25 protein-coding genes and 1 riboswitch are annotated in these 24,135 nt (G+C 65.1%); of the genes, 11 read left to right on the top strand and 14 right to left on the bottom strand.

Going from position 1 to position 24,135, the window contains the following annotated elements; genetic code table 11:
* Positions 1 to 33: 33 nt before the first annotated feature.
* The 4 genes from OXC99_02155 (at position 34) to acsA (ending at position 5,703) form a co-directional block, all read left to right on the top strand.
* Entirely contained in the window at positions 34 to 1,185 is a 1,152-nt protein-coding gene (locus tag OXC99_02155; GenBank protein ID MCY4623800.1) for a hypothetical protein, read from the top strand.
* A gap of 175 nt (positions 1,186 to 1,360) precedes the next feature.
* The gene (locus OXC99_02150; protein MCY4623799.1) at positions 1,361 to 3,409 is read left to right on the top strand and encodes a dihydrodipicolinate synthase family protein; all 2,049 of its coding nucleotides are present in this window, start codon (positions 1,361 to 1,363) and stop codon (positions 3,407 to 3,409) included.
* 13 nt (positions 3,410 to 3,422) lie between these two features.
* On the top strand, positions 3,423 to 3,791 hold the full coding sequence (locus OXC99_02145) for a PaREP1/PaREP8 domain-containing protein (GenBank protein MCY4623798.1): 369 nt from the start codon (positions 3,423 to 3,425) through the stop codon (positions 3,789 to 3,791).
* Positions 3,792 to 3,954: 163 nt separating this feature from the next.
* Positions 3,955 to 5,703 (top strand): acetate--CoA ligase, encoded by a 1,749-nt coding sequence (acsA, locus tag OXC99_02140; GenBank protein ID MCY4623797.1) that lies wholly within the window; start codon positions 3,955 to 3,957, stop codon positions 5,701 to 5,703.
* A 235-nt stretch (positions 5,704 to 5,938) separates the two neighbouring features.
* Here acsA and OXC99_02135 read toward each other — a convergent pair whose 3' ends face one another.
* A complete protein-coding gene (locus tag OXC99_02135) occupies positions 5,939 to 6,148 on the bottom strand; it encodes a hypothetical protein (protein ID MCY4623796.1) in 210 nt (69 codons plus the stop codon).
* A 100-nt stretch (positions 6,149 to 6,248) separates the two neighbouring features.
* On the opposite strand from OXC99_02135, the gene OXC99_02130 reads away from it, so the two are divergent.
* The gene (locus tag OXC99_02130; protein MCY4623795.1) at positions 6,249 to 7,820 is read left to right on the top strand and encodes a hypothetical protein; all 1,572 of its coding nucleotides are present in this window, start codon (positions 6,249 to 6,251) and stop codon (positions 7,818 to 7,820) included.
* 288 nt (positions 7,821 to 8,108) lie between these two features.
* On the opposite strand, the gene OXC99_02125 is transcribed toward OXC99_02130, so the two are convergent.
* Positions 8,109 to 8,258 carry a hypothetical protein gene (locus OXC99_02125; protein MCY4623794.1) on the bottom strand — a complete coding sequence of 50 codons (150 nt, stop codon included), beginning with the start codon at positions 8,256 to 8,258 and terminating at the stop codon, positions 8,109 to 8,111.
* Positions 8,259 to 8,316: 58 nt separating this feature from the next.
* On the opposite strand from OXC99_02125, the gene OXC99_02120 reads away from it, so the two are divergent.
* Positions 8,317 to 10,137 (top strand): hypothetical protein, encoded by a 1,821-nt coding sequence (locus tag OXC99_02120; GenBank protein MCY4623793.1) that lies wholly within the window; start codon positions 8,317 to 8,319, stop codon positions 10,135 to 10,137.
* 270 nt (positions 10,138 to 10,407) lie between these two features.
* Here the strand turns inward: OXC99_02120 and recJ are convergent, their stop codons facing one another.
* From recJ to OXC99_02060, 12 genes are all read right to left on the bottom strand, one after another.
* On the bottom strand, positions 10,408 to 12,057 hold the full coding sequence (recJ, locus tag OXC99_02115; GenBank protein MCY4623792.1) for a single-stranded-DNA-specific exonuclease RecJ: 1,650 nt from the start codon (positions 12,055 to 12,057) through the stop codon (positions 10,408 to 10,410).
* 65 nt (positions 12,058 to 12,122) lie between these two features.
* On the bottom strand, positions 12,123 to 13,367 hold the full coding sequence (fabF, locus tag OXC99_02110) for a beta-ketoacyl-ACP synthase II (GenBank protein ID MCY4623791.1): 1,245 nt from the start codon (positions 13,365 to 13,367) through the stop codon (positions 12,123 to 12,125).
* A gap of 175 nt (positions 13,368 to 13,542) precedes the next feature.
* Positions 13,543 to 14,427, bottom strand: coding sequence for a DegV family protein (locus OXC99_02105; GenBank protein ID MCY4623790.1), 885 nt, complete (start codon positions 14,425 to 14,427; stop codon positions 13,543 to 13,545).
* A 79-nt stretch (positions 14,428 to 14,506) separates the two neighbouring features.
* Positions 14,507 to 14,962: a hypothetical protein gene (locus tag OXC99_02100; GenBank protein ID MCY4623789.1), complete on the bottom strand. Its 456-nt coding sequence runs from the start codon at positions 14,960 to 14,962 to the stop codon at positions 14,507 to 14,509.
* Between the two features lie 86 nt (positions 14,963 to 15,048).
* Complete coding sequence (locus OXC99_02095; GenBank protein ID MCY4623788.1) at positions 15,049 to 15,498, bottom strand: hypothetical protein; 450 nt, start codon at positions 15,496 to 15,498, stop codon at positions 15,049 to 15,051.
* A gap of 36 nt (positions 15,499 to 15,534) precedes the next feature.
* Positions 15,535 to 15,750, bottom strand: a complete 216-nt coding sequence (locus OXC99_02090; protein ID MCY4623787.1) for a hypothetical protein — start codon at positions 15,748 to 15,750, stop codon at positions 15,535 to 15,537.
* A gap of 29 nt (positions 15,751 to 15,779) precedes the next feature.
* Entirely contained in the window at positions 15,780 to 16,040 is a 261-nt protein-coding gene (locus OXC99_02085; GenBank protein MCY4623786.1) for a YggT family protein, read from the bottom strand.
* On the bottom strand, positions 16,040 to 16,846 hold the full coding sequence (gene proC / locus OXC99_02080) for a pyrroline-5-carboxylate reductase (protein ID MCY4623785.1): 807 nt from the start codon (positions 16,844 to 16,846) through the stop codon (positions 16,040 to 16,042). Before proC ends, OXC99_02085 begins: the two co-directional genes overlap by 1 nt.
* A gap of 92 nt (positions 16,847 to 16,938) precedes the next feature.
* Positions 16,939 to 17,973: a 4-hydroxythreonine-4-phosphate dehydrogenase PdxA gene (gene pdxA, locus OXC99_02075; protein ID MCY4623784.1), complete on the bottom strand. Its 1,035-nt coding sequence runs from the start codon at positions 17,971 to 17,973 to the stop codon at positions 16,939 to 16,941.
* A gap of 174 nt (positions 17,974 to 18,147) precedes the next feature.
* Positions 18,148 to 18,762 carry a hypothetical protein gene (locus OXC99_02070; GenBank protein MCY4623783.1) on the bottom strand — a complete coding sequence of 205 codons (615 nt, stop codon included), beginning with the start codon at positions 18,760 to 18,762 and terminating at the stop codon, positions 18,148 to 18,150.
* Positions 18,763 to 18,860: 98 nt separating this feature from the next.
* Positions 18,861 to 19,322: a hypothetical protein gene (locus OXC99_02065; GenBank protein MCY4623782.1), complete on the bottom strand. Its 462-nt coding sequence runs from the start codon at positions 19,320 to 19,322 to the stop codon at positions 18,861 to 18,863.
* Positions 19,323 to 19,413: 91 nt separating this feature from the next.
* Entirely contained in the window at positions 19,414 to 20,169 is a 756-nt protein-coding gene (locus OXC99_02060) for a glucose 1-dehydrogenase (GenBank protein ID MCY4623781.1), read from the bottom strand.
* Between the two features lie 191 nt (positions 20,170 to 20,360).
* Here OXC99_02060 and OXC99_02055 point away from each other — a divergent pair, with 191 nt between their 5' ends.
* The 5 genes from OXC99_02055 to OXC99_02035 all read left to right on the top strand — a co-directional run.
* Positions 20,361 to 21,116 carry an intradiol ring-cleavage dioxygenase gene (locus OXC99_02055; GenBank protein MCY4623780.1) on the top strand — a complete coding sequence of 252 codons (756 nt, stop codon included), beginning with the start codon at positions 20,361 to 20,363 and terminating at the stop codon, positions 21,114 to 21,116.
* 152 nt (positions 21,117 to 21,268) lie between these two features.
* A riboswitch (SAM riboswitch) is annotated at positions 21,269 to 21,377 on the top strand.
* Between the two features lie 94 nt (positions 21,378 to 21,471).
* Complete coding sequence (gene mtnA, locus OXC99_02050; protein ID MCY4623779.1) at positions 21,472 to 22,497, top strand: S-methyl-5-thioribose-1-phosphate isomerase; 1,026 nt, start codon at positions 21,472 to 21,474, stop codon at positions 22,495 to 22,497.
* Positions 22,490 to 23,350 carry an S-methyl-5'-thioadenosine phosphorylase gene (gene mtnP, locus OXC99_02045; GenBank protein MCY4623778.1) on the top strand — a complete coding sequence of 287 codons (861 nt, stop codon included), beginning with the start codon at positions 22,490 to 22,492 and terminating at the stop codon, positions 23,348 to 23,350. Before mtnA ends, mtnP begins: the two co-directional genes overlap by 8 nt.
* A 47-nt stretch (positions 23,351 to 23,397) precedes the next feature.
* Positions 23,398 to 23,754 carry a rhodanese-like domain-containing protein gene (locus OXC99_02040; protein ID MCY4623777.1) on the top strand — a complete coding sequence of 119 codons (357 nt, stop codon included), beginning with the start codon at positions 23,398 to 23,400 and terminating at the stop codon, positions 23,752 to 23,754.
* A gap of 22 nt (positions 23,755 to 23,776) precedes the next feature.
* Positions 23,777 to 24,135 (top strand): hypothetical protein (locus tag OXC99_02035; protein ID MCY4623776.1); only part of this gene is annotated, 359 nt, incomplete at its 3' end.

The following is a 24,135-nucleotide window of genomic DNA, read 5'->3' as shown; positions in this document are numbered from 1 at the left end:
CGGAGGGTGCTACACTCTATCCGGAGGGGATTCATGGCAAACAGAATCTACCGTAGAACTGCCAATGGGCTTGAGTCGTTGGAGGAACAGCCATTTTCCTCGGAAGATGAGCTCCAGGAGTTGATTGCCACCCATATTGAACTTCTGGACGGGGAGCAAATCACGCCCGGCAATCCGCGACGTTGGATCCTCATCAAACGGGAGAAGGGAATCCCTCAGTCTCCCAATGCCGCAGATTGGTGGTCAGTCGACCACCTTCTTGTTGACCAGGACGCCACGCCGACTTTGGTCGAGGTGAAACGTGGTGATAATTCTCAGGTGCGGCGCGAGGTCGTTGGGCAGATGCTTGACTACGCCTCCCACGCTGAATACTGGACAATCAACGGTCTTCGCACCGCCTTTGAAGAGTCGAACGTCGACCCTGAAGCTGCACTACGAGATCTTCTTGGTCATGACGTTGAGGAAGCGGCTGATTGGGATGCTGCGAAGAATGCATTCTGGGAGAATGTGGGTACAAATCTTGCCGCCAGGCGACTTCGTCTGCTCTTTGTGGCCGATACTATCCCCGTCACACTCGCAAATGTAGTGACATTCCTCAACGAACAGATGCCGAACGTTGAGGTACTAACGGTCGAAGTGAAACAGTACAAAGGGCCGGCCGGGCAAACCTTGGTGCCGAGAGTATCCGGCCACAGTGCCGTAGTGAAGCCCCATACGAGCCCGCGCACGAAGATCACCCATGAGGAGTTTCTGGCCCAACTCCCGAACGATGACACGCGAGTCGCTGCTGAACGCCTGTTGAGTGTTGCACGCAAACACGGCGCACAGATTGACGCTGGCGTTCGTGGCTACAGCGTCCGAGTCGTCATGCCCAAAGATGTGTATTACGCTCCAGTGACGGTTGCCTGGTTCTTTCCCGTGCCGGACGCGCCCATGTGGGCGGGCCTGAGAAACTTCACATTCGGGGCCGCGTACCCCTCGTACGACGATGAGAAGCTGGACGACCTAATGGACTCATGGGTGGAGCAGTTTAGAAGGGATGACTTCGGATTCAGCTACACACTCGATAAACGTAAGGCTGACACCACCAGAATTCTGTCCCACGCAGAGGTGGTCGCGCATCAGGATACTCTTGCTGAGAGGTTAGCAGCCGTAATTGATGATTTAGGCGCGCTAGGAACGTAGCCTTAAGCATGGCTGCATGGCCTCTGGACACGCGGGGTTGGGCCTTCTACGGACTTTAGCTGAAAACTAGTGGCAGGGTCAAAGCCGCGCAATTGACACTGCATATGCCCCAAACTAGACTCAATCTAGCTCCACGCACCTCCCGTGCGTGGCAAGCCGTGTGACGGAGGGGACAATGGCGCACTACAAGGCGCATGAAGCACAGGACTGGGCATGGGAAACGCTGAAGGGGCAGTGGAGCACGCTGATCACGCCCTTCACGGACGACGGTGACCTCGACGAGGACGGCTTGCGCCGCAACGTACGCCACGTGCGCAGCCTCGGAACGCGAGGCGCCGGCTGCACCTGGGGCATGGGCGAGTTCTGGAGCCTGACCCACGACGAGCGCGTCCGCGTCATGGACATCGTCGCGGAGGAAGCCGCCGGCCGATGGCCTGTCGGCGCGCACGTCACCCACACCTCGGCCCGCGAGCCCCTTGACCTCGCCCGCCACGCCGAGGATGCCGGCTTCGACCTCCTCATCGTCGCCGCCCCCTACATGGAGGCCAAGACCGAGGATCAGGTCATCGACTACGTCAAGACCCTCAGCGACAACACCAACCTCGGCATCATGTTCTACAACTCGCCGCAGTTCGGCATCGTCATGAGCCCGCAGGGCCTCCGCCGCATCTGCGAGCTGCAGCAGGTCGTCGGCGTCAAGGAAGCCAGCTTCAACCAGCAGCTCTCCATCGAGACCCACCTCTCGCTCGGCAAGGACTACGTCATCAGCACGCCCGACGAGTGGATCTACCCCTTCGCGCAGGATCTAGGCTTCCAGCAGCAGGTCATGTTCGCCAACACCTCCGACTGGCGCTTCGACACGCCGGAGTGCAACTACTACGTCCAGTTCATCGAGAAAGCGTCCGTCGGCGACTACGATGACGCCTTCTACGAGAAGCACCTCCGCCGCCTCAAGGAGCTGAACGACACCTGGTGGACGCGCACCATGGACAAGAACGGCGGCGCGCTCCCCGTCGCGATGGTCAAGTACTGGGGCGAGCTCATGGGCATGGCCGGCGGCCCGACCCGCCAGCCCCTGCCGCAGCTCACCGCCTCCGAGAAGGCCCAGCTCAAGTCCGAGCTCGAGCCCCTCAAGCCGAGGCCCCCGCAGCCCGCAGTCTCCGTGCAGCCGAGGGCCGCGTGGCTCACCGGCAACAACAGCCCCTTCTTCGCCACCGGCATGCTGCTCATGGTCAGCGTCCAGGACGTCGCCGAGGCCCTCGAGGCCGAGCGTGGCGGCGCCGATGTCGTGGACGTGAAGAACCTGCAGGAGGCGCTCGTCGGCTCCGGCCACCCGAACACCGTCCGCCAGGTGCGCGCGATGATCCAGCCGGAGAACCACGTCAGCGTGACCCTCGGCGTCGTCCCCAACCAGGCCGGCACCGTCGCAATGGCCGCCTACGCCGCCGCCGTCATGGACGCCACCTCCGTGAAGGTCGGCTTCATGCAGGCCGACTATGACGTGGCCGTCGAGGTGCTCCGAGAGTCCCGCCGCGCGATGGAGGGCTACAACACCAAGCTCGTCGGCTCCCTCTTCGCCGACAACCTCCTCTACGAGGGCGGACTTGACCCCCACCTGATGGTGCAGCTCGCCAAGGACGGCGAGTGCGACGGCTTCCTCATCGACACGCTCATCAAGGACGGCCGCAACCTCTTCGACTTCCTGAGCGAGGAGGAGCTCCGCGACATCGTGCTGGAGGGCAAGAAGCTCGGCATGAGCACGGCCCTCTCCGGCCACCTGAAGATGGACGACCTTGACGAGCTGGCCCGCGTCAACCCCGACATCGTTGGCGTGCGCGGCGCAGTGTGCGCCAGCGGCGACCGCGGCCGCGCCGTCGCATGGGAGTCCGTCGCCGAGTTCAAGCGCCAGGTCGACCTGCGCAAGACGGGCGCAATCAACGTCCGCCCGGACCTGTATGTGCCCGGCAACGGACACGCGCCGGTCGTCACGCAGGGCGCCGGCTGGGTCGTCATCGACGGCCGCGGCAAGTCCTGCGCCGGCGTCATCGCCGCCCTCGCCAAGCAGACAGAGGCCGACCACCATTCCATGGTGGAAGCCATCCTCGGCGACGCCCTGAACATCTTCGACGTCATGCTCTGGTCGGAAAAGGAAGGCCACACCTTCATCAACCGCCGCGACGAGGGCGACGGCACGGTCCGCGTGCTCATCCAACCAAAGGCGTAGAGGACGGAGCAGCATGGAGCACGAAAACCACCAACAGACGGCGCGGGACTTCCTGACGGCCTCAGACCGTGAGTTCCTTGACGGCGACAAGCTGCAAGCCTCAGAGAAGCTTTGGGGCGCAGCAACGCACGCCGTCATGGCTGCTGCCGTACAGCGCAACTGGCCCTGCCGCACCCACCGAGCCCTCAAGCTCGCCGTAGACCAGCTTGCGGACGAATTCGAGGATGAGTCGTTGCCTGGCGGGTTCGGGCTTGCTGAGAAGTTCCATAAGAACTTCTACCACGATGAGATGGAAGACTATGAGATCGCCACTGACCGTCCGCGAGTCCACCGCTTTGTACACCACCTGCTTGCCCTGATCGATCGCAACGGCGACGGGTAGGGTTTGCCTCCGAAAGACACGGAGCTTGGACAGCATTGCTCGGCGCCTAAACCTCCGCCTTTCAACGCCTTGCCCTCCCCCACCTTGACGCCCCCATACCCCTTTTGTAGTCTGAGGCCAACCTATCCCCTCGCACTTGATGTGCAACCGCAAAGGAGGCGTCATGGAGTACCAGACCATCGGCAAACCGCCGGCGGAGGCCATGGCCGTAACCCCGAACTTGCCCGACCTCGACGCGGCGAAAGAGGGCTTCCAGTGGGCCGACATGTACAAGGAGATCAGCTGGCTGCCCGGCGGCTACCTGAACCAGGCCCATGAGTGCATTGACCGCCACGTCGAGGCCGGCAACGGCGACAAGACGGCGATGATCTGGGTCGGCAAGAACGGCGAGGAAGAGCAGTACACCTTCAGCGACATGAAGCGCGAGACCGCCAAGTTCGCCAACGTCCTCGAGAGCCTTGGCATCGAGCACGGCGAGCGCGTCTTCATCTTCATGGAGCGCCTGCCTGAGCTCTATTTCGCGATGTTCGGCGTCCTCAAGCATGGCGCCGTCGTCGGCCCGCTCTTCTCCGCCTTCGGCCCGGACCCCGTCCGCGACCGGATGGAAGACAGCGGCGCGACGGTGCTCATCACCCAGCCCGACCTCCGCAAGCGCATCGCGGAGGTGCTGCCCGGCCTTCCGGCGTTGCAGCACACCATCATCGTCAACAAGAACGGCCGCTCCCAGGAGCCGCTGGTCGAGGGTGACCTCAGCTACGAGGCGCTCATGGCCGACGCCTCGGACGATTACCAGACGGCCACCACCAGCATGTACGACTACTCGGTTATCCACTACACCTCCGGCACCACCGGCAAGCCGAAGGGCGCCGCCCACCGGCACCTCGCCGTCGTCCAGCAGTACGCGACGGGCAAGTGGGTGCTGGACTTCCACCCGGAGGACCTCTACTGGTGCACGGCGGACCCCGGCTGGGTGACCGGCACGTCCTACGGCATGTTCGCGCCGTGGTCCAACGGCGTGACCCAGCTCATCTACGAGGGCGGCTTCGGGGCCAGCGCCTGGTACCAGCTCATCGAGAAATACGGCGTGACCGTGTGGTACACCGCGCCCACCGCCGTCCGCATGCTGATGAAGGCCGGCGAGGAGGTCCCCGGCCGCTTCGACCTCTCCTCGCTGCGGCACATCAACAGCGTCGGAGAGCCCCTGAACCCGGAGGCCGTCGTGTGGGGCACCAAGGTATTCGACCAGCCCATCCACGACAACTGGTGGCAGACGGAAACCGGCGCCATCATGGTCGCCAACTACCCCTCGATGGAGGTGCGCCCCGGCTCCATGGGCCGCCCCATCCCCGGCATTGAGGTCGCCATCCTCGACAACGACTACAACCCGCTGCCCCCCGGCAACGAGGGCTACCTCGCCGTGCGGCCCGGCTGGCCGTCCATGTTCCACACCTACTGGAACAACCAGCCGATGTACAACACCAAGTTCCACAAGGGCTGGTACATCTCCGGCGATCAATCGCGCATGGATGAGGACGGTTATGTCTGGTTTGTTGGCCGCGCCGACGACGTCATCAACACTGCCGGCCACCTCGTAGGCCCGTTCGAGGTCGAGAGCGTCCTCATCGAGCACCCAGCGGTCGCGGAGGCCGCGGCCATCGGCGTCCCTGACGACCTCGCGATGGAGGTGGTCAAGGGCTTCGTCGCCCTCAAGGACGGCTACGAGCCCTCCGAGGAGCTCCGCCGCGAGATCCTCGGCCACGGCCGTCAGCGCCTGCAGGCCATCGCCCCCCGCAGCATCGAGTTCCGCGCCTCCCTCCCCAAGACCCGCAGCGGAAAAATCATGCGCCGCCTCCTGAAGGCAGAGGAGCTTGGCCTCCCGCTCGGAGACACGTCAACGCTGGAAGACGACTAGGGGGCTGCAAACTGAACATCAAGTACCCCTCGCCTTCAAGTCGGCGATAGCGCGATAGACGAGACTATTCGGACAGTAAAGAAGGGGATGGTGAGGTGATGGCGTTCTTTGTGCCGCACAGTCTGCGGGAGGGGATTCGCTGGATCCTGGCATTTGGTCTGTTGGCGGCGCTTGGCTCCGCGTCTCTGGCCGCATGCACTGATGAGCCTGGACTTGAGGGAACAGCGCCGTCTACTCAAGTTCCAGCCCCTGCGCCCACGACCGCCCCCGCGCCGATGCCCACCCCTGCGCCCACGGCCGCCCCCACGCCGATGCCCACCCCTGCGCCCACGATCGCCCCCACACCTGTACCCACGATCGCCCTCACGCCCACGCCGGTGCCTGCGCCTACGGCCACACCCACCCCCGCGCCCACGGCCACCCCGACGCCTGTACCTACGCCCACACCCACTCCCACACCCGAACCTTGGCCCGTTCTACCGCCGCCTCCAACAGCAAGCGCTGAGGAGACGACGGATTGGTCCTCTTATCCCAGGGCCGATCAGTTGAATGACGACATTGAGAGGATGATCAGGGATCTGCCCTGGGTCAAGGATGGCCTCAGCAGCAGGGAAGTAGAGGGCGTAGAAGTATTGATCTATCTGGCGCTCTACTTCGATGACGTCTTCTTTGATCTATTGCAGGAACCATGGGTTTTGGAAGGCAATGACAGGCTCTCGGTGAATGCCATGAATGCAATCGCGTGGTTGGCCTATCATGAACGGGATACGTTGGACAAACTCTTTGACATCGGCGGCGACGCCCTGAGGCTCCTTGCACCGTTGGCTCAGGCGAACACGGAGCTTTTGGACACGGTGATAGCCCATCCTACCATCGCCGACGGCATCACTGACGATGAGGGAAAGATATTCGTCGTCCTCAGCAGCGCCGCGCGATACAACCCGCCACTCATAGACGTTCTGCTTGACCCGGACCGGGTGATGCTGGAGGAGCGGACCGTCTTCTTGCCTCTGGCCGGGGACGTGGACCTCACAATGATTCGCACCAAACCTGGCATGGAACGCAATATGGACTTGCTGGAGGACGCCGTGCTGGCCATCGAGAACTTCATGTCGTTCCCCTTCCCGAAATCGCAGGTGATCTGGCTGTTTGAAAGAGCGGTGCGCCCCGGCGCCAATGGATCGAACTTCGGAACCCACGTGGTGACTGTCCCCGAGTATTACGACGTTGCCTCAACGATAAAGAGTCCCTTCCGCCACTTCATACACGAAGCATCTCATTACTATTGGAGAGGCAATTCCGCAAACTGGATAACGGAGGGGGCGGCCACGTTCTTGGAAACCGTCATTGAATCCAGGGCAACAGGGTGGCCGATTGCCATGGAGCGGCAGCCGTGCCCATCCGCCCGCTATATCGCCGAAGATGTCGAGGGGGACTGCGATTACCGATTTGGGGAGCGGCTGTTCCACGATCTCTACCGGAACATGGATGAGACCGCATTCAGGATGGCCTTCCGGCAGCTATACTTGCTGTCCGAATACGACGACCCCAACGACGGATGCGATGGCACCAACCTCGGCATTTGCCACGTCAGGGCAGCGTTCACGGCGGACGTCTCTGCGGATACGGTGGCCGCGGTGGAGAAAGTGATTGCCCGCTGGTACGACGGGAGCGAACCGTTTGACACCAGCCATCAGGACACATCTGCGCCGGACCCGGTCATCGCGTTCATGCACAGCCATATAGAGCGAGCTTGGGTCAGTGACGGTCCGCGCCCGATAACCGCCAAGGCCTATCCTGGCAACCGCTTGGATTTCAACATAGAGTACTCCTGTCAGCACGAGTCTCTGTGCACGCACATACTGCCGTTGACCATCATCCAGTATTTTGAGGGGGATGGGTTCAATTTCAACCCCAGGCACTATGAGGGCGAAAGACTCAGCTTCAGTTTGGAAGGCCATGTATCGCATGTGGAACGCGTGTCGGGAGACAGGTACGCACAACGGTTTAGATTGGGCAGTTACGCCAGCGGAGGGCCGGAGGGCCGGTATTGGGTGTACGCGTACTTGGGAGACCAGAAGATCGCCGAAGCCTCGTACGAGATTGGGAGATTGTGATTGCCATGAAAGGCCTCCCCCTCGGAGACACGTCAACGCTGGAAGACGACTAGGGGGCTGCAAACTGAACATCAAGTACCCCTCGCCTTCAAGTCGGCGATAGCGCGATAGAAGAGACTATTCGGACAGTAAAGAAGGGGATGGTGAGGTGATGGCGTTCTTTGTGCCGCACAGTCTGCGGGAGGGGATTCGCTGGATCCTGGCATTTGGTCTGTTGGTGGCGCTTGGCTCCGCGTCTCTGGCTGCATGCACTGATGAGCTTGGACTTGAGGGAACAGCGCCGTCCACTCAAGTTCCAGCCCCCGCGCCCACGGCCGCCCCCACGCCGATGCCCACCCCTGCGTCTACGACCGCCCCTGCGCCCACGACCGTCCCCACGCCGATGCCCGCCCCCGCGCCCACGACCGTCCCCACGCCGATGCCCACTCCTGCGCCCACGGCCACCCCCACGCCTGTACCTACGCCCACTCCTGCGCCCACGCCCACCCCCACAGCGGTGCCGGGCACCGACTACGACGCTGACGACGACGGCCTGATCGAGGTATCGAGTGCGGCGCAGTTGAATGCCATCCGCTGGGACCTGGACGGCGATGGCGCACCCGCTTCCGCGAACGCGTCGGACTATTCCTCGGCGTTCCCGAACGCGGCAACTGGCATGGGGTGCCCGTCCTTAGATTGCACCGGCTACGAGTTGACGTCCGGCATAGACCTGGACGTCGCTCCGTACAACACGGGCGAGGGCTGGCAGCCTGTCAATGTTGGGCGAGCGGAGTTCACCGCCACGTTCGAGGGGAACGACAACACCGTCTCTGGCCTGTTCATCAACAGACCGGCGACCGCTTATGTTGGGCTGTTCGGCAGTGTGGACGACACGGGCGTGATACGTAATGTGGCGCTGACCGGGGTCAGGATCATCGGTGGAGAGTTCGTTGGCGGGTTGGTCGGTTCTAACGGTGGGATCATCACTGCCAGCTATGCAACGGGGACGGTGTCCGGTGCTCGCTGGATCGGCGGACTGGTAGGGTGGAACGCAGGGACGATAAGCGCCAGCCATGCCGAAGTAGAAACACACGGCAGTGAGTTCATGGTTGGTGGACTGGTGGGTAGGGACAATGGGGGAACCATCACTAACAGCTATGCGACGGGGATGGTGTCCGGCAATAACTCGATCGGCGGTCTGGTGGGTCAGAAATTCAATGTAGGGACCATCATTGGCAGTTACGCAACGGGGACGGTATCCGGCAATTATTTGATCGGCGGTCTGGTGGGCGATAACAGTGGAACCATCACTGAAAGCCACGCAACGGGAATGGTGTCCGGCAATGAAATGATCGGCGGTCTGGTGGGTGAAAACGATGGGAGCATCACTGCCAGCTATGCAACAGGGGAGGTGTTTCGCAGCGGAGAGCCCGCTGGCCATAAAACTTCCTTCGGCGGTCTGGTGGGTCGTAATAGAGGAACCATCAGCGCAAGCTATGCAGGGGGGACGGTATCCGGCAGTGTAGCGATCGGCGGTCTGGTGGGTGGTAACAGTGGAACCATCAGTGCCAGCTATGCAACAGGGGCGGTATCCGGCGGCAGCGGCATCGGCGGTCTGGTGGGCGGTAACGGTAACGGGGGGATCATCACTGGCAGCTACGCAACGGGGACGGTATCCGGCGCCAGGAGCATCGGCGGTCTGGTGGGTGGTAACGCTAACGGGGGGATCATCACTGGCAGCTACGGAACGGGGACGGTATCCGGCACCAGAAGCATCGGCGGTCTGGTGGGTGAAAACGATGGGAGCATCACTGCCAGCTATGCAACAGGGGAGGTGTTTCGCAGCGGGGAGCCCACTGGCCATATAACTTCCGTCGGCGGTCTGGTGGGTGTTAACAGTGGAACCATCAGTGCAAGCTATGCAGGGGGGACGGTATCCGGCAATCAAGAGATCGGCGGTCTGGTGGGTGTTAACAGTGGAACCATCAGTGCAAGCTATGCAACAGGGGCGGTTTCTCGCCTTTACCGGGGCGGCGCCCTGGGCGGGCTGGTTGGAGACGACACCGTAATCGGACTAGACGCTGGGACCGCAACGGCCAGTTACTGGGACACGCAGACATCCGGTCTGTCTACCAGCAACGGCGGAATGGGCAAGACCACCAGCGAGTTGCAGTCGCCCACCGGTTACACCGGCATCTACGCCGATTGGAACGTGGACCTGGACGGCGACGGCACTGGCGACGATCCGTGGGACTTCGGGTCTGCGTCTCAGTATCCCGCCCTGGATTACGGAGGGCTGCGTGTGTCAGACCAGCGCGGCAGTGGAAGCAGCGCTTAGACGACCGCCACACCACCCCTACGCCACGTCGGCCCCCACGCCATCACCGGCGACCGCGCCTACGGCGACTCCCACCGCCTCCCTCACCTGCCGCCCGCGGGTCGAGCGCCCGCAGCGGCAAGATCATGCGCCGCCTCCTGAAGGCGGAGGAGCTCGGCCTCCCCCTCGGCGACACGTCCACCCTGGAAGACGACTGGGAGAGAAGCCACAGGTCCAAGACGTCACTTAATGGCGCGGGGGAGGCTGACTGCTCAGGCAGTGGCGCCCCCGCTAGCCGTCCCCCGCCGCCCGCAAGTCCACCACCCGCATCTGCAGCCGTGTGCGCCCGTTGAATGTGTTGCTCTCGGGCGTATACACCACGTCAATCGCCCCCCGCTCGTCGAAGTCCTCCGGCCACGACTGGTTGAACGCGACGGCCTCCCACGTCGTGCCGTCTTGTCGAAGCTGCAGCCGCATGTGTTGTCCCTCGCTGCCCATCCGGCGCACGCCGGTCACCGCGACCTCCCTTGCGAGGAACGCTGGCGGCGGGTTTTCCTGCCCGAACGGGGCCAGCCGTTGGAGGAAGCCCATCGTCTGCCCCGGCATCTCGGCGAAGCTTGCCTCGGCGTCCACGCGCAGCGTCGGCTCCAGCGTCGCGTCGTGGAGCCGCTCCCGCGCGAGCGCCTGCAACGACGCGCGGATGGCGTCGAGGTCATCCGTCCGCGCCACAAACCCGGCCGCAGCCGGGTGCCCGCCGAAATGCAGGAAGCGCTCGCCGCATTCCGCGAGCGCGTTGGCGAGGTGAAAGTCCGCGATGCTGCGCCCGCTCGCGCGGGCAATGTCACCGTCGATAGCTACCACAATGGCGGGTCGCGAGAATCGCTCGACAAGCCGGCCGGCCACGAGCCCGCTGACGCCGGGGTTGAACTGCTCGCCCGCGAGGAACAGGAGCCGCTCGCCATCCGCCACCTGCGGCCCCGCCAGCCGCATCCCCTCGTCCAGCAGCTCCTGCGTGAGCGCCCGCCGCTCGCGGTTGAGCATCTCGATGCGCGACGCCAGCTCCTGCGCGGCGGACGGGTCCTCCTCCGTCAGCAGGCTGAAGGCAAGGTCGGGGCTGTCCATGCGCCCGGCGGCGTTGAGGCGCGGCGCGATGATGAACGGGATCGACTCGTGGTCCAGCGTCTCCCGCGACACGCCCGCCGACGCAAGCAGCGCCAGCAGGCCGGGCCGCTCCGTCTCGCGCAGTCGCTCCAGCCCCAGCGTCGCTATCGCCCGGTTCTCGCCGAGCAGAGGGGCCATGTCCGCAACCGTGCCCAGAGATGCAAGCTCCAGCGCGCCGGCGGGCACGGGCGTCTCCATCCGGCTGTGGATGGCCTGCACCAGCTTGAACGCCAGCCCAGCGCCCGTGAGGAACGGGAAGGGGTAGGCCTCCGTGGGCGTGACCATGGCGAACGCCTCGGGCGGCGTCCCTATGGGCGCGTGGTGATCCGTCAGGATGACGTCCATGTCGAGGCCTTTGGCCAGCCGCACCTCCTCGCCAGAGGTGATGCCGCAGTCGACGGTGATGATGAGCGACGCGCCTTGTTCCGCGATGGCCGTCACCGCCTCGGCGTTCAGCCCGTGCCCGTCGCGCACCCGGTGCGGCAGGTGGACGAATGCGTCCCCTCCTGCCGCGAGCAGCGATTCGTACAGCAGCACGGACGCCGTGACGCCGTCCGTGTCGAAGTCGCCGAAGATGGCGATCGTCTCCCCCTCAGTCACCGCCAACATCACGCGGTCGACGGCGGCATCCATCTCGGAGAAGAGGAACGGGTCGTGCAGCGCGTCCTCTGAGGCGTGCAGGAGCTCCCACGCCATGTCGCGCGTCTCGATGCCCCGGTTGTAGAGGAGCTGCGCCCACAGCCGGGGCAGCCGCAGCGCCTCAACGGCCTCGTCGGGCACGCGGGGTGCAAGCGCCCATCTGGGGCGGGGCGGTAGTGAGTCACCCGCCATTCGGGGCGGCCCGGCTACGCTTCGAACCGATGGAAGAGCAGTGAGGTGTTGTGGCCGCCAAACCCCAGGGAGTTGGTCATGGCCACGTCCACCTTCGTCATCCGGGCGTTGTGCGGCGTGTAGTCCAGGTCGCACTCCGGGTCCGGGTTGGTCAGATTGATGGTGGGCGGGATGGCGCCGCGTTCGATCGCCATCACGCAGATCGCCGACTCGATGGCGCCCGCGGCCCCCAGCAGGTGCCCCGTCATCGACTTGGACGAGCTGATCGCCACCTTGTGTGCGTCCTCACCCCAGACGGACTTGACGGCGTCCGTCTCCGCCTTGTCGTTGATGGGCGTCGATGTGCCGTGGGCGTTGATGTAGTCGACGTCCTCCGGCTTGAGGCCCGCCCCCGCGATGGCCTGCCGCATCGCCCGCGCGCCGCCCTCGCCGAAGGGCGCCGGCTGCGTGATGTGCGACGCGTCCGAGGTGACGCCGTAGCCCCCAAGCTCGACGATCGGCCGCGCGCCGCGCGCCAGCGCGTGCTCCAGCCGCTCGATGATGAGGACCGCCCCGCCCTCGCCGATGATGAAGCCGTCGCGCTGCGCGTCGAAGGGGCGCGAGGCCGCCTCAGGCACCTCGTTGTTCCGCGAGAGCGCGCCCGCCGAGTTGAAGCCCGCTACGGCAATGGGGCAGATGGGCGCCTCGGAGCCGCCGCAGATGGCCACGTCGATGTCGCCCTTGCGGATGAGGTCCATGCCCATGCCGATGGCGTCCGCGCCACTGGCGCATGCGGACACCGTGGCGAAGCTGGGTCCGCGCGCGCCGTAGGTGATCGAGACGTTGCCGCCCGCCATGTCCACCAGCATCATGGGGACAAGGAACGGGCTGATGCGCTTCGGGCCCTTCTCCCGCAGCACGTCGTACTGCTCGGACAGCGTGATGATGCCGCCCACGCCGCTCGCGATGAGCGACGACACCCGGTCGCCCAGCGGCTCCTCGCGCAGCAGGTCCGCCTGCCCCAGCGCCTCCCGCGCCGCGGCAAGCGCAAACTGCGAGAACCGGTCGGCTCGGCGGGCTTCCTTGCGGTCCATGTAGTTCGTCGGGTCAAACTCAGGGATCTCCGCGGCAATCGTCGTCTCAAACCCCTCCGGGTCAAAAGCGCTGATGCGCCCGACGCCCGACTTCCCCGCAACCAGCGACTCCCACGTCGCGTCCGCCGTCAGGCCGATGGGGCTGACCACGCCTATCCCTGTCACCACTATTCTCGCGTCCGTCACGAATCGCTCCTTACCAGCGTTGCGCTGATGCGTTCATTGGCCTCGACAGGCCCCCCTGTATTGCCTGCTGGCGCAGTCCGGCGGCTGTGGCCGTCGCTGCGATTATATCAGGGTGGGATGGGCGACGGAACAAGCCAAAACCCGTTCTCTTGATAACGACGCAATGGGAGCAGGCCTACTCCTCCGCGTAGAAGGCTACGCCCAGCAGGCCCGGCCCCGTATGCGCGCCGATGACCGGCGTGAACGGCACGATGAGGCTCTCCCTGCACTCGAACCGCTCCGAGATCCGGCGGTGTATCTCCTCGGCGTCCTCCGCGGCGGCAGCGTGCATGACCACCACGCGCACCGGCCTCCCGCCGGTCTCCTCGGCCATGGTGTCCAGCACCCTCTCGATGGCCCTTGCCCTTGTGCGGGGCCGCGCCACCATCCGGACCTCGCCCTCGCCCGGCCAGATGCCCAGGATCGGCTTGATGTTCAGCAGCGACGCCGCCCACATGGCCGCCCGAGGCACGCGCCCGCCGAACTGCAGCCGCCGCAACGACTCCAGGATGCCGATGAAGTACACCCGCCCGACGATACTCCTCGCGACCTCTTCCACCGCCTCGAGCCTCGCGCTGTCGGCCGCCAGTCGCGCAGCCGCCAGCGCCACGAGCGCCTCCGCGCCTCCCGCAGTCGCGCTGTCAATCACGACGCCCCGGCGCTCAGGAAATGACGCCAACGTGAACTCCAGCGCGGCCGTCGCGATGCTGTACGTCGCGCTCAACTTCGAGGTGGTCGTAATGCAGAGCACGTCTCGACCGGCGGCAAAAGCGCGCTGGAACGCGTCCTCGAAGGCCGCAGGCGGGGGCGCGGCCGTCTGCGCCGGGACGCTGTCGTCCCTGATCAGGCGGTAGAACTCCTCCGCTGTGATGTCGACGCCGTCCAGGTAGTTCCGCCCGCCAACGCTCACCTGCATCGGGACAACCTCAATCGGCAGGTCGCCAATGTGCGCAGCCGTCAATGACGACGTGCTGTCCACGATGACCGCTACGGCTGCCGTGCCTTGTGGGGTGCGTTCCATCGGCCACAGATTGCAGCAAATGCGAGGAGAATGGAAGGGATGCGATTGCGGCGTTAGAGGAGTTCGACCGTCTCGGAGACTACAGTGGCGCGATGATGTACGCGCCCTCTCCCATCGCGGCCAGCCCAACAGGAATCCAGACCGCCAGCCGTAGCGCGCGGTTCGGGGCGTCGCCCCCGATGATGAGCCTCTCGACAACGGAAAACAGGATGCCCGCGGCCACCCCGCTGGCGGTGAGCAGCAGCCAGTTCGCCGTCCACCCGCCCACGATGAGCCCCAGCGTGAATGCCAGCGTCGTGAACTTGAGCGTCACCGAGCGGACGCCCTGCGGCCCGCCTTCACCCCGGAACGCGTCCCTGACAAAGCCGGCCCCAAAGAGAATGGCGAACAACGCGAAGAAGTTTCTGGCTGCCTGCTCTTCAACGGCCCCATTGGAGACCAGGACAATCATCGCAATGACCACGACAATCATCGCCAGGGCAATGACTACAACGGCATTCCTGCCGCTGACGGGCAATCCAGCTACCGCGGGCACGCTTCCTCCCTGCAGGCGCGGCATCGCCTTGCTTCTCGCTCAGCAGCAGCGCGGCCCGCTCCTGCGATGCTATCGGCAGTCCGGCGTTACAGGAGCGTCGTCAGCTTGTACACGCCCTCGCCGATGGCAGCCACGCCCACAAGGTTCCACACGACCAGCCGGAACACGCGAGGAGGCGCATCACCCGTCCGAATCCGGCCTTCCACCAGCGCGACGACGATGCCCACGAGCAGCCCGCCGATGGTGAGTTGCCACCAGTACTCGCCCCAGTCGCCGGCGATGAGCCCCAGCGTCAACCCCAGCGACGCGAACTTGAACACGACCGCAAGGAACGCCTTGGGCGCGCCCTCCCGCTTGAACGCGTCGGTGATGAAGCCGATGCCGCCCAGTATCGCGAAGACCGAGAAGAGCCCCAGCCCCCAGTTCTCGCCGATCGTGTCATTTGAGACGAGCACGACCACGACGATGACGGCAACGGCAGCAGCCAGCGCGAATACGGCGATGGCGATCTTCCCTGCGAGTGGAATCCTGTCCATGGTGTTCGCTTCCCCCAGTTTTGGCGTGCTGCCGCCCTAGTCCTCGCGAAGCAGCAGCGCCGCCCACTCCTGCGCTTCCTCCAGCGAGTCAAAACCCTCCGCGGAGAGTCCCATGCCCGCGCTGCTGATAGAGCGCACCACGGAGACCTGGTATGTGCCGTTGAACTTGTTGAGATGGATGACCACGGTGTTGTCGTTCTTCTTCCACCGCCACATCTCCCCGGTCTGTGACTGCTCCCACTTCATCGGCATGTGAGCACCTCCTCGGACTTGGGTTGGAGCTAGACCCCGAACAGGGCGCGCATCAGCGGAACGATGAGGAAGATGATGACAATGATGGTGATCATCGGGCTCAGGTCCAGCATGCCGAAGCGGGGCATGTAGCGTCGGATGGGGCCGAGGATCGGCTCCGTGAGCTGGTCCAGCGCCATCTTGATGGGATTGTTGGGCGAGATGGGAAACCACGTCAGAATCGAACGTATGAATATGGCAAAGACAAACAGGTACAGCAGGTTGATGAGCAGGGCTCCGATAGCTTGCACTAGTCCTCCTCACCAAGCTGCACAGCCTTCTCGTATGCAGCCTCCACCGCTTCCATCACCGCCGCGCGGAACCGGTTGCTCTCGAGCGACAGCAGCCCCTCCGCCGTCGTCCCGCCCGGCGAGGTCACCGCGTTCCGCAGCTCCGCCGGGTGCCGGCCGCTCTGCTGCAGCAGCTGCGCGCTCCCGAGCACCGTCTGCGTCGCCAGCGTCGCGGCGATGTCTCGCGACAGCCCCACCTGCACGCCTGCGTCCGTCAGCGCCTCGATGAACAGGAACACGTACGCCGGTCCGCTGCCGCTCAACCCCGTCGCCATGTCGACGTACTTCTCGCTCGGCACGTACACCTCTTTGCCGATGGCCTGCAGCAGCTCCCGCGTCTCCTCGACGCGCTCCGGCGGCGTCTTGTCCGTCGCCGTCCACACGCTCACCCCCGCGCCGATTTGCGCCGGGGTGTTGGGCATGATCCGCACGATGCTGTCGTGGTCCAGCCCCCTGCTGATCGACTTGATTGTCGCTCCCGCCACGATGCTCAGCGCCGCCTGCTCCTCTGACAGCGACTTCCGCAGCCCCTCCATCGCTTTCGGCAGGTCCTGCGGCTTCACCGCCAGCAGCGCCAGGCTCCCGTGCTGCGCCGCCGCCACGCCGTCGTCCGTCACGACGACGCCGTACCGCTCCGAGAGGTACTCGCGCCGCCTCTCGATGACCTCGGCCACCGCAATGTCCTCCGCAGACGCCAGCTCGCGCTCCAGCACGCCGCTCAGAATGGCCTCCGCCATCGTCCCCCCGCCGATGAAACCAATGCGCATTGATACTCCCGCTCTCGTCATACCGGCGAAGGCCGGTATCCAGCGTCCCCCGTTCGCCCTGTTCCTTTTGAAGGGCTAACTTTGGGCCCCGATTACCCCACCGGCCGCGCGATGCCCTCGCCCGTGACGAGGTCTGCCGCAGCACGGATGGACTCCACCATGCTCGTCGCGTCCGCCTTGTTCTGCCACGCGATGTCAAACGCCGTCCCATGGTCCACGGACGTGCGGATGAAGGGGAGCCCCAAGTTCACGGTGATGCTCTCCTCGAACCCGAACATCTTCACCGCGATGTGCCCCTGATCGTGGTACATCGCGAGAATGGCGTCATAGTCGCCGCGAACGCCCTGCAGGAACACGGTGTCCGCTGGCACGGGCCCGACGGCGTTGATCCCCTCCCCGAGAGCCGACTCGACCGCGGGCGTGATCTCCGTCGCCTCCTCGTCCCCGATGAGCCCGCCGTCGGAGGCGTGCGGGTTGAGCGCCGCCACGCCTATGCGCGGCTCCGGGACTCCCCACGTCTTGAACGACGAGTCGGTCAGACGCAGCGCCGTCAGGATGTTGTCGTGCGTGACGTACTCGCAGGCGCGCCGCAGTGAGCGGTGCGTGGTCAGGTGCACCACGCGTAGCCCCTTCGACATCAGCATCGTCAGCACCTTGGGCGCCTCCGCCAGCCGCTGCAGCACCTCCATGTGGCCAATGTCCACGTACCCCGCAAGGCTCGCGGCCTCCTTGTGCAGCGGCGCGGTCGCCATCGCCGCGACGGTCCCGTCGAGGCACAGCTCACCCGCGCGCACCACCCACTCCATCGCCGCCTTGCCGGCAACCGCCGAGATCTCCCCAGCCACCATGCCAGCAGCGTCGTAGTTGCCGATGTCCAGCACCGTGACCGAGCCCTCGCCGCCCGCCGCCATAGCGGCGACCGAGGCATCCTCCACCGACTCCACCGCCCGCACGTCGAGACCCACGCCCGTCAGCTCCACGGCCCGCCGCATAATATCGGCGTTCCCGATTACCACCGGCGTGCACAACTCAGCCACCTCAGGCCGAGTCAACGCCTTCGCAATGACCTCCGGCCCAATGCCGCAAGGGTCCCCCATCGTAATCGCGATAATGGGCTGTCCAGCCACAAGCATGCCCTCCGCAACAGCTTCGCCCTCTTCAGGACTTAGTGCTAAGTATACAGCCCAAGGCTGACGGGGTGAAACGGCGGAAAGCGGGCAACGCATGGAGCATTGCGTCAGAAGCCCGCGCCGCACGAAGGCGGCACGGGCTAGGAGAGGCGGAAGTGCCTAAGCGGACTACTAGCAGACTCTGGCTATACCTTCATCAATACAGTACTGCGTCCAGCCGCCGTCCGAATTCCGATTGCTCAATACCATGCCATCAACGGTGCCGCCCCATAGCGTTGCAGACTGGCTGCCGTCGCTGGAGTACCACTCGATTGCGGCGACCGTGCCCCCAGTTCCACCCTCAAGACGGAGGTACCCGCCGCTGTTGTCACTCCGCACGATCAGTTCTTCGACTTCCAGCACCTTGGGAATCTGAGCGGTGCCCTGCGGGCCGGTCGCACCCGCTGGCCCCGCTGCCCCTGGATCACCCTTAGGCCCCTGCAGACCAATCGGCCCTGCCGGCCCGACGCGCCCCTGCGGCCCCGTTGCACCCTGAGGCCCTTGCGGCCCGGTCAACCCCTGTGGCCCCACCGGCCCGACCGCCCCTTGCGGTCCCTCGACGCCCTGTGGCCCTTGCGGTCCCTGTTCGCCCTGGTCCCCCTGGGGTGCGGGCGGCACCAACGCCACCTGCCGCTCGACTTCTGCCGCAACCAACGCCGCCAACTCTTCCTCCGACGGCCCGCACGCTCCAGCCGCGACGACGATAAGGAGCATGAGCGCCGTTACTGTCAATTTCAATGAAGACATGACATTCCTCCAATGTGCTGTTTTGGAAAAAAGCGCACCCCAGCCGATATCCACGAGAAATAGGGAATCGGAGAACGGGGTCTATTGGAGGAGTGGAGTTATTCCAGTTGAGGAGAAGCGCCGGGGAAGAACCCTGGTGCGGAGATGGGCGTCTGTGGCCGGACGGCCAATCGCACACCGCCGAGGGCCGCCGGGACTGTCAGGGTCGCCGTCTGGCCCCCCAACGTCTCAAAGAGTAGAGCGACTCGAGGCAAGAGGCTGAACAGGCTGGCCGTCAACGTCCGTATGGCCATCCTGGTCTCCACCGGGTCGCTTAGGTGACAGAGGATGACGGGGCCTGCCATGACCATCACGATGTACGCTTGGACGAACACGAACAGCTTGAACACATCGTCCAAAACGCCCGTGGACTGATCGTTTCCTTGGAGACCCGCCGCCCACCAGATCACCCACGCACTGGCCAGCAGCAGCGCCGGAAACATCACGAAGACCTGCACCAGTACCGCCTTGCCGTCGCGGCAGATGGTCGCACGTTGTTGGTCGCTTATGAATGGAAACATTTGTCTTACTGTACCACATCACAGAGAAATGCAACCCATCCAGTGCGGCCACTTTCCATCGGTTTCGCTGCGTCGGATGGGCCTTCCCCCCCTAAAACGCCGTCATCCCCCCGTCCATCACCAACTCGCTCCCCGTCATGAACGACGACTCCTCCGACGCCAGGAACAGCGCCCCGTTCGCGATGTCCTCCACCGTCCCGATCCGCCCCAGCGCGATCCTCGCGACCGTCTCCTCGCGGCTCCGGCCCGGGTCCTGCCAGACGAGCTGGATCATCTCCGTGTCGATGGGCCCCGGGTGAATCGAGTTCGCCCGGATTCCCTCGCGGCCATATTGCAGCGCCGTCGACTTGGTCAGCAGCCGCACCGCGCCCTTCGACGCGTTGTAGGCGGTCGTGTTAAAGGAGCCCACCAGCCCCGACGTCGAGGAGATGTTGATGATGGAACCGCCCCCCGCCTTCCGCATCTCGTCGATGACCGCCTTCGTCCCGAGAAACACGCCCTTCGCGTTAACATCGAGCACAGCGTCCCATTCCGCTTCCGTCGTGTCCTCTACGCGGCCGTTCATCAGGATGCCCGCGTTGTTGATCAGCACATCCACCTTGCCGTACTCCGACACCGCCGTCTCGACCGCCGCCCGCCAGTCGGCCTCGCTCGTCACGTTGAGGTGCACGTACGTGCAGTCGCCGCCCATCTCCGCAATCTCCGCCGCCACCGCCTGCCCCTCGGCGTCCAGCAGGTCGCCGATGACGATCTTCGCGCCCTCCTTGGCGAACATGCGGGCCTCCGTCGCCCCCTGGCCCTTTGCCCCGCCGCTGATGAGCGCCACCTTGCCGTCCAGCCTGCCCATGCCGTGCCTCCTCGTTCAGCCTGTTCTGCGCCCCACTATACGGCCAGCAAGAACGCTCCAAAAGGGGTAAGACTCAGAAACTGGACATTGCGAAGGACCGCCCTATCCTCACACAAGGTTCCACGTTCTATTCAGGTAGAATCGTGAGAACGGATACTCAGTGCCGGATCGGCAACTGGACTGGAGTGAAGTTGAAAGCCATCAGGTTCATCGTTCTAGCCTCACTGCTGTCGATTGCGCCGGCCTCGGTCGCGTGCACGGATGCTTCGAGCGACCCAGACGCCGCGGGAGCATCCGTGGCGGGCGCACCGTCCTCCTCACTCGAGCCCGAGTCTACCGGCAGTTCAGTCGGCTCCGTCGATGTCACCCAGCCCTCGTGTGACCTCACCCCTCGGCAAACGGAAGGCCCGTTCTACTTCGACCCGGGCATGGAGCGGCGCGACATCACCGAGGGCAAGCCAGGCACACCCCTTGTAGTCGAACTCCGTCTCGTGGAGGCGGAAACGTGCGTGCCGATTCCCGGCGCTAGCGTTGACATTTGGCACTCGGATGCGCTTGGCCAGTACTCAGGCTACACGGGCCAGGGCGTTAACAACGCGGACACCAGGGGAGAGACGTTCCTCCGCGGCACGCAGATCACGGACTTCGGCGGCTTCGTCGAGTTCGAAACGGTCTACCCTGGCGAGTATTCCGGCAGGACAGCCCACATTCACTTCAAGGCCCGCACAGATGAACGGGACCTGATTGCGTCACAGTTGTACTTCCCCGACGACATCACGGAAACTGTCGCCGCAACGGAGCCCTATTCGGCGCTGGGTGTCCGCACTACGACCAACGCAAACGACAGCGTTCTCCGCGACGACCCCGTCGAACTTGGCCTCCTGGGCAGCGTGACACAAGTAGGCGGCGGCTACGCCGTTTCGCTGACAATTGCGGTCAACCCCTGAGTCTGAATCAGCGTCTCCCGGCGCCCACATCGCCGCATGGCGTTGTAGCCAACAATATAAGCGTCAGCGTTGGTAAACCATATGCAGTATTTCCTTGACACACTGTAGGCCCTCAGCTACTATGGCACCAACAATCAGATACCGGCGCACTGCTCTTATCCAGAGTGGCTGAGGGAACGGCCCGACGATGCCCGGCAACCGGCCCCAAGGGGACACGGTGCCAACGCCGTCAAGCTGCAGGGTGGCTTGAGTCGATGAGAGTGTTCTTCTGTCAAGAGCTTCTCTCGCCGGGAAGCTCTTTTTGTTGCCCGGCGCGCGGGGGGAAACAATTACGACAATCGCCAGGACCGGACAAGTGAGGCCGATCGAGTGGACCGGCGGCCGCCTGCGCCTGCTCGACCAGCGGCTGCTGCCCGCGCGCGTCGAGCTCGTCGAGCTCGAGCGCTGGGAGGACGTCGTCGTCGCCATCCAGTCGATGCAGGTGCGCGGCGCGCCAGCCATCGGCGTCGCAGGCGCCTACGGCCTCGTCCTTGCAGCGCGCACCCTCGCCGCGCGAGCGCTCTCCCACCTCGACCTTCCGGCATTCCGCGAGCAGCTCGCCACCGCCGCCCGGCAGCTTGCCGCCGCCCGTCCGCCCGCCGTGAACCTGCGATGGGCCGTCGCCCGCGCCCTCCGCGCCGCCGACGCCGCTGCAACCCCGACCGACGCCGCTGAGCGCATCCTCCGCGAGGCCCAGGCCATCGAGGCGGAGGACCTCCGCGCGAACATGGCCATCGGCGCGCACGGTGCGGCGCTTCTGCCGCTGCGCGCGCGCGTGCTCACCCACTGCAACACCGGCTCCCTCGCGACGGCCGGCTACGGCACCGCCCTCGGCGTCGTCCGGGCGGCCTGGGAGCAAGGGAAGCTGAAGGATGTCGTTGCAACCGAGACGAGGCCCCTCCTGCAGGGCGCGCGCCTCACGGCGTGGGAGCTCTCCCAAGAGGGCATCCCCACGACGCTCATCGTCGACAGCGCCGCGGCCTCCATCCTCCGCGATGGCGGCATCGCCGCGGTCATCGTGGGCGCCGACCGCATCGCGGCCAACGGCGACGTCGCCAACAAGATCGGCACCTACATGCTCGCCGTCCTCGCGAAGGCCCACGGCGTGCCCTTCTACGTCGCCGCGCCCTCCAGCACCGTCGACGTGGACACCCCCACGGGCAGCGCGATACCCGTCGAGCAACGTGACCCGTCCGAGGTGGCCGCACCCGACGGCGTCGAGGTCTCCAACCCCGCATTCGACGTGACCCCCGCCGACCTCGTCACCGCCATCATCACCGAGCGCGGCGTCTTTACGCCCCCTTACGCCGAGAGCCTGCGATCGGGGGCCGCGAATGCCTAGCGCGATCATCGGCGTCATCGGCGGCACCGGCCTCAGTGAGTTGTCGGGTCTGACGGACGTCCAGGAGATCAACGTCAACACGCCCTTCGGCGCGCCCAGCGGGCCCATCGTCGTCGGCAGCTACCACGGTGTCGAGATCGCCTTTCTCTCCCGCCACGGGGTGGGGCACCGGCTCACCCCGACGGAGCTTCCCGTCCGCGCCAACATCTACGCCCTCAAGCTCCTCGGCGTCGAGCGCGTCATTTCCATCAGCGCCGTCGGCAGCCTCAGGGAGGAAATGGCCCCCCAGCACATGGTGGTCCCCGACCAGCTTATAGACAGGACACGCCAGCGCGTGTCCTCGTTTTTTGGCGACGGCATCGTGGCCCACGTGAGTTTCGCCGAGCCCTTCTGCCCCACCCTCCGCCACCTCCTCGTCGACGCCTGCCGCGAGGCCGAGGCCACGGTCCACGACGGCGGCGCCTACGTCGTGATGGAGGGCCCGGCCTTCTCGACGGTTGCCGAGTCGCAGTTGTACCGTTCCTGGGGCGCGGGCGTCATCGGCATGACCGCGCTCCCGGAGGCGAAGCTCGCGCGGGAGGCTGAGCTGTGCTACGGGACGCTCGCCTGCGTGACCGATTACGATGTATGGCATCCGGACCACGATTCGGTCACCGTCGAGGTTGTGCTGCGCAACCTGCACCACAACGTCGCGACGGCGCAGGCCGTGCTGCAGACCATCGTGCCGCAGCTCACCGGCGACCGCGACTGCCCCTGCGGCCACGCGCTCGACATGGCCGTCGTCACCGCGCCGGACGCGCGGCCCGAGGGTGCGAAGCAGCGGCTGAAGCTGCTTCTCGGTGATAGGGCATAGCCCATACGATAGAGGACGGGACACAACGACCCTGAGGGAGGACAACCATGCCAAGGAAGAACCCGGGCGAGCCCTTCTACCGGATCAGCTCAGAGGAAGCCAAGCAAATGGTCGACAGCGACCCCAACGTCGCCGTCGTCGATGTGCGCAACCCGGACGAGTACACCGCCGGGCATGTGAAGGACGCCCTCTGGGTGCCCGTCGACCAGGTGCTGGCCCGCTTCGATGAGCTGCCCAAGGACAAGACCCTCCTCTTCATCTGCGCCATGGGGCAGCGGAGTGCGCTGGCGTGTGAGATGTCGGCGGCAATGGGCTTCGACCCCGAGAAGCTGTACAACATTGAGGACGGCACCCCCGGCTGGGTCAATCGCGATTACCCCGTCAGCTACGGCGACGAGCCGTAAAGTCAGAGTCGAAAGGGAGACGATGTACAAGAAGAGCAGGGTTTCAGCCCTCAAGCACCGCAGCACCAGGAAAAAGCAGCATGAGCGTCGGCGTCTGGCGCGGCGGTTGATCAAGGGCGACATCACCATTGACCAGCTTGACCGGCTGGCGGGGCCCGCCGGCAACGGCGTCCTGCGCACGGTCAACTACCTCAGCGAGAGCGAGGGCGTGACCCTCTCGCCGACGCTGGCCCAGGCCGTCGCGGCCGCGGTCGCGCCGGTCTCCAGCGGCGCCTCGATCGCCCCGCGCCGAGCGGCGGCCGCGCCGCGCCCGACCGCTGCCCGACCGGCGGCCCCCCCCCCCGCGGCCGCCGCGCCCCCCCGCGGTCAAGCCCGCTCCCC

The organism is Chloroflexota bacterium, assembly GCA_026713825.1.
Lineage (GTDB): Bacteria > Chloroflexota > Dehalococcoidia > Lucifugimonadales > UBA1127 > UBA1127.
The sequence above is the reverse complement of the archived record's forward strand: the minus strand, read 5'-3'. Positions and strand labels throughout refer to the sequence as shown.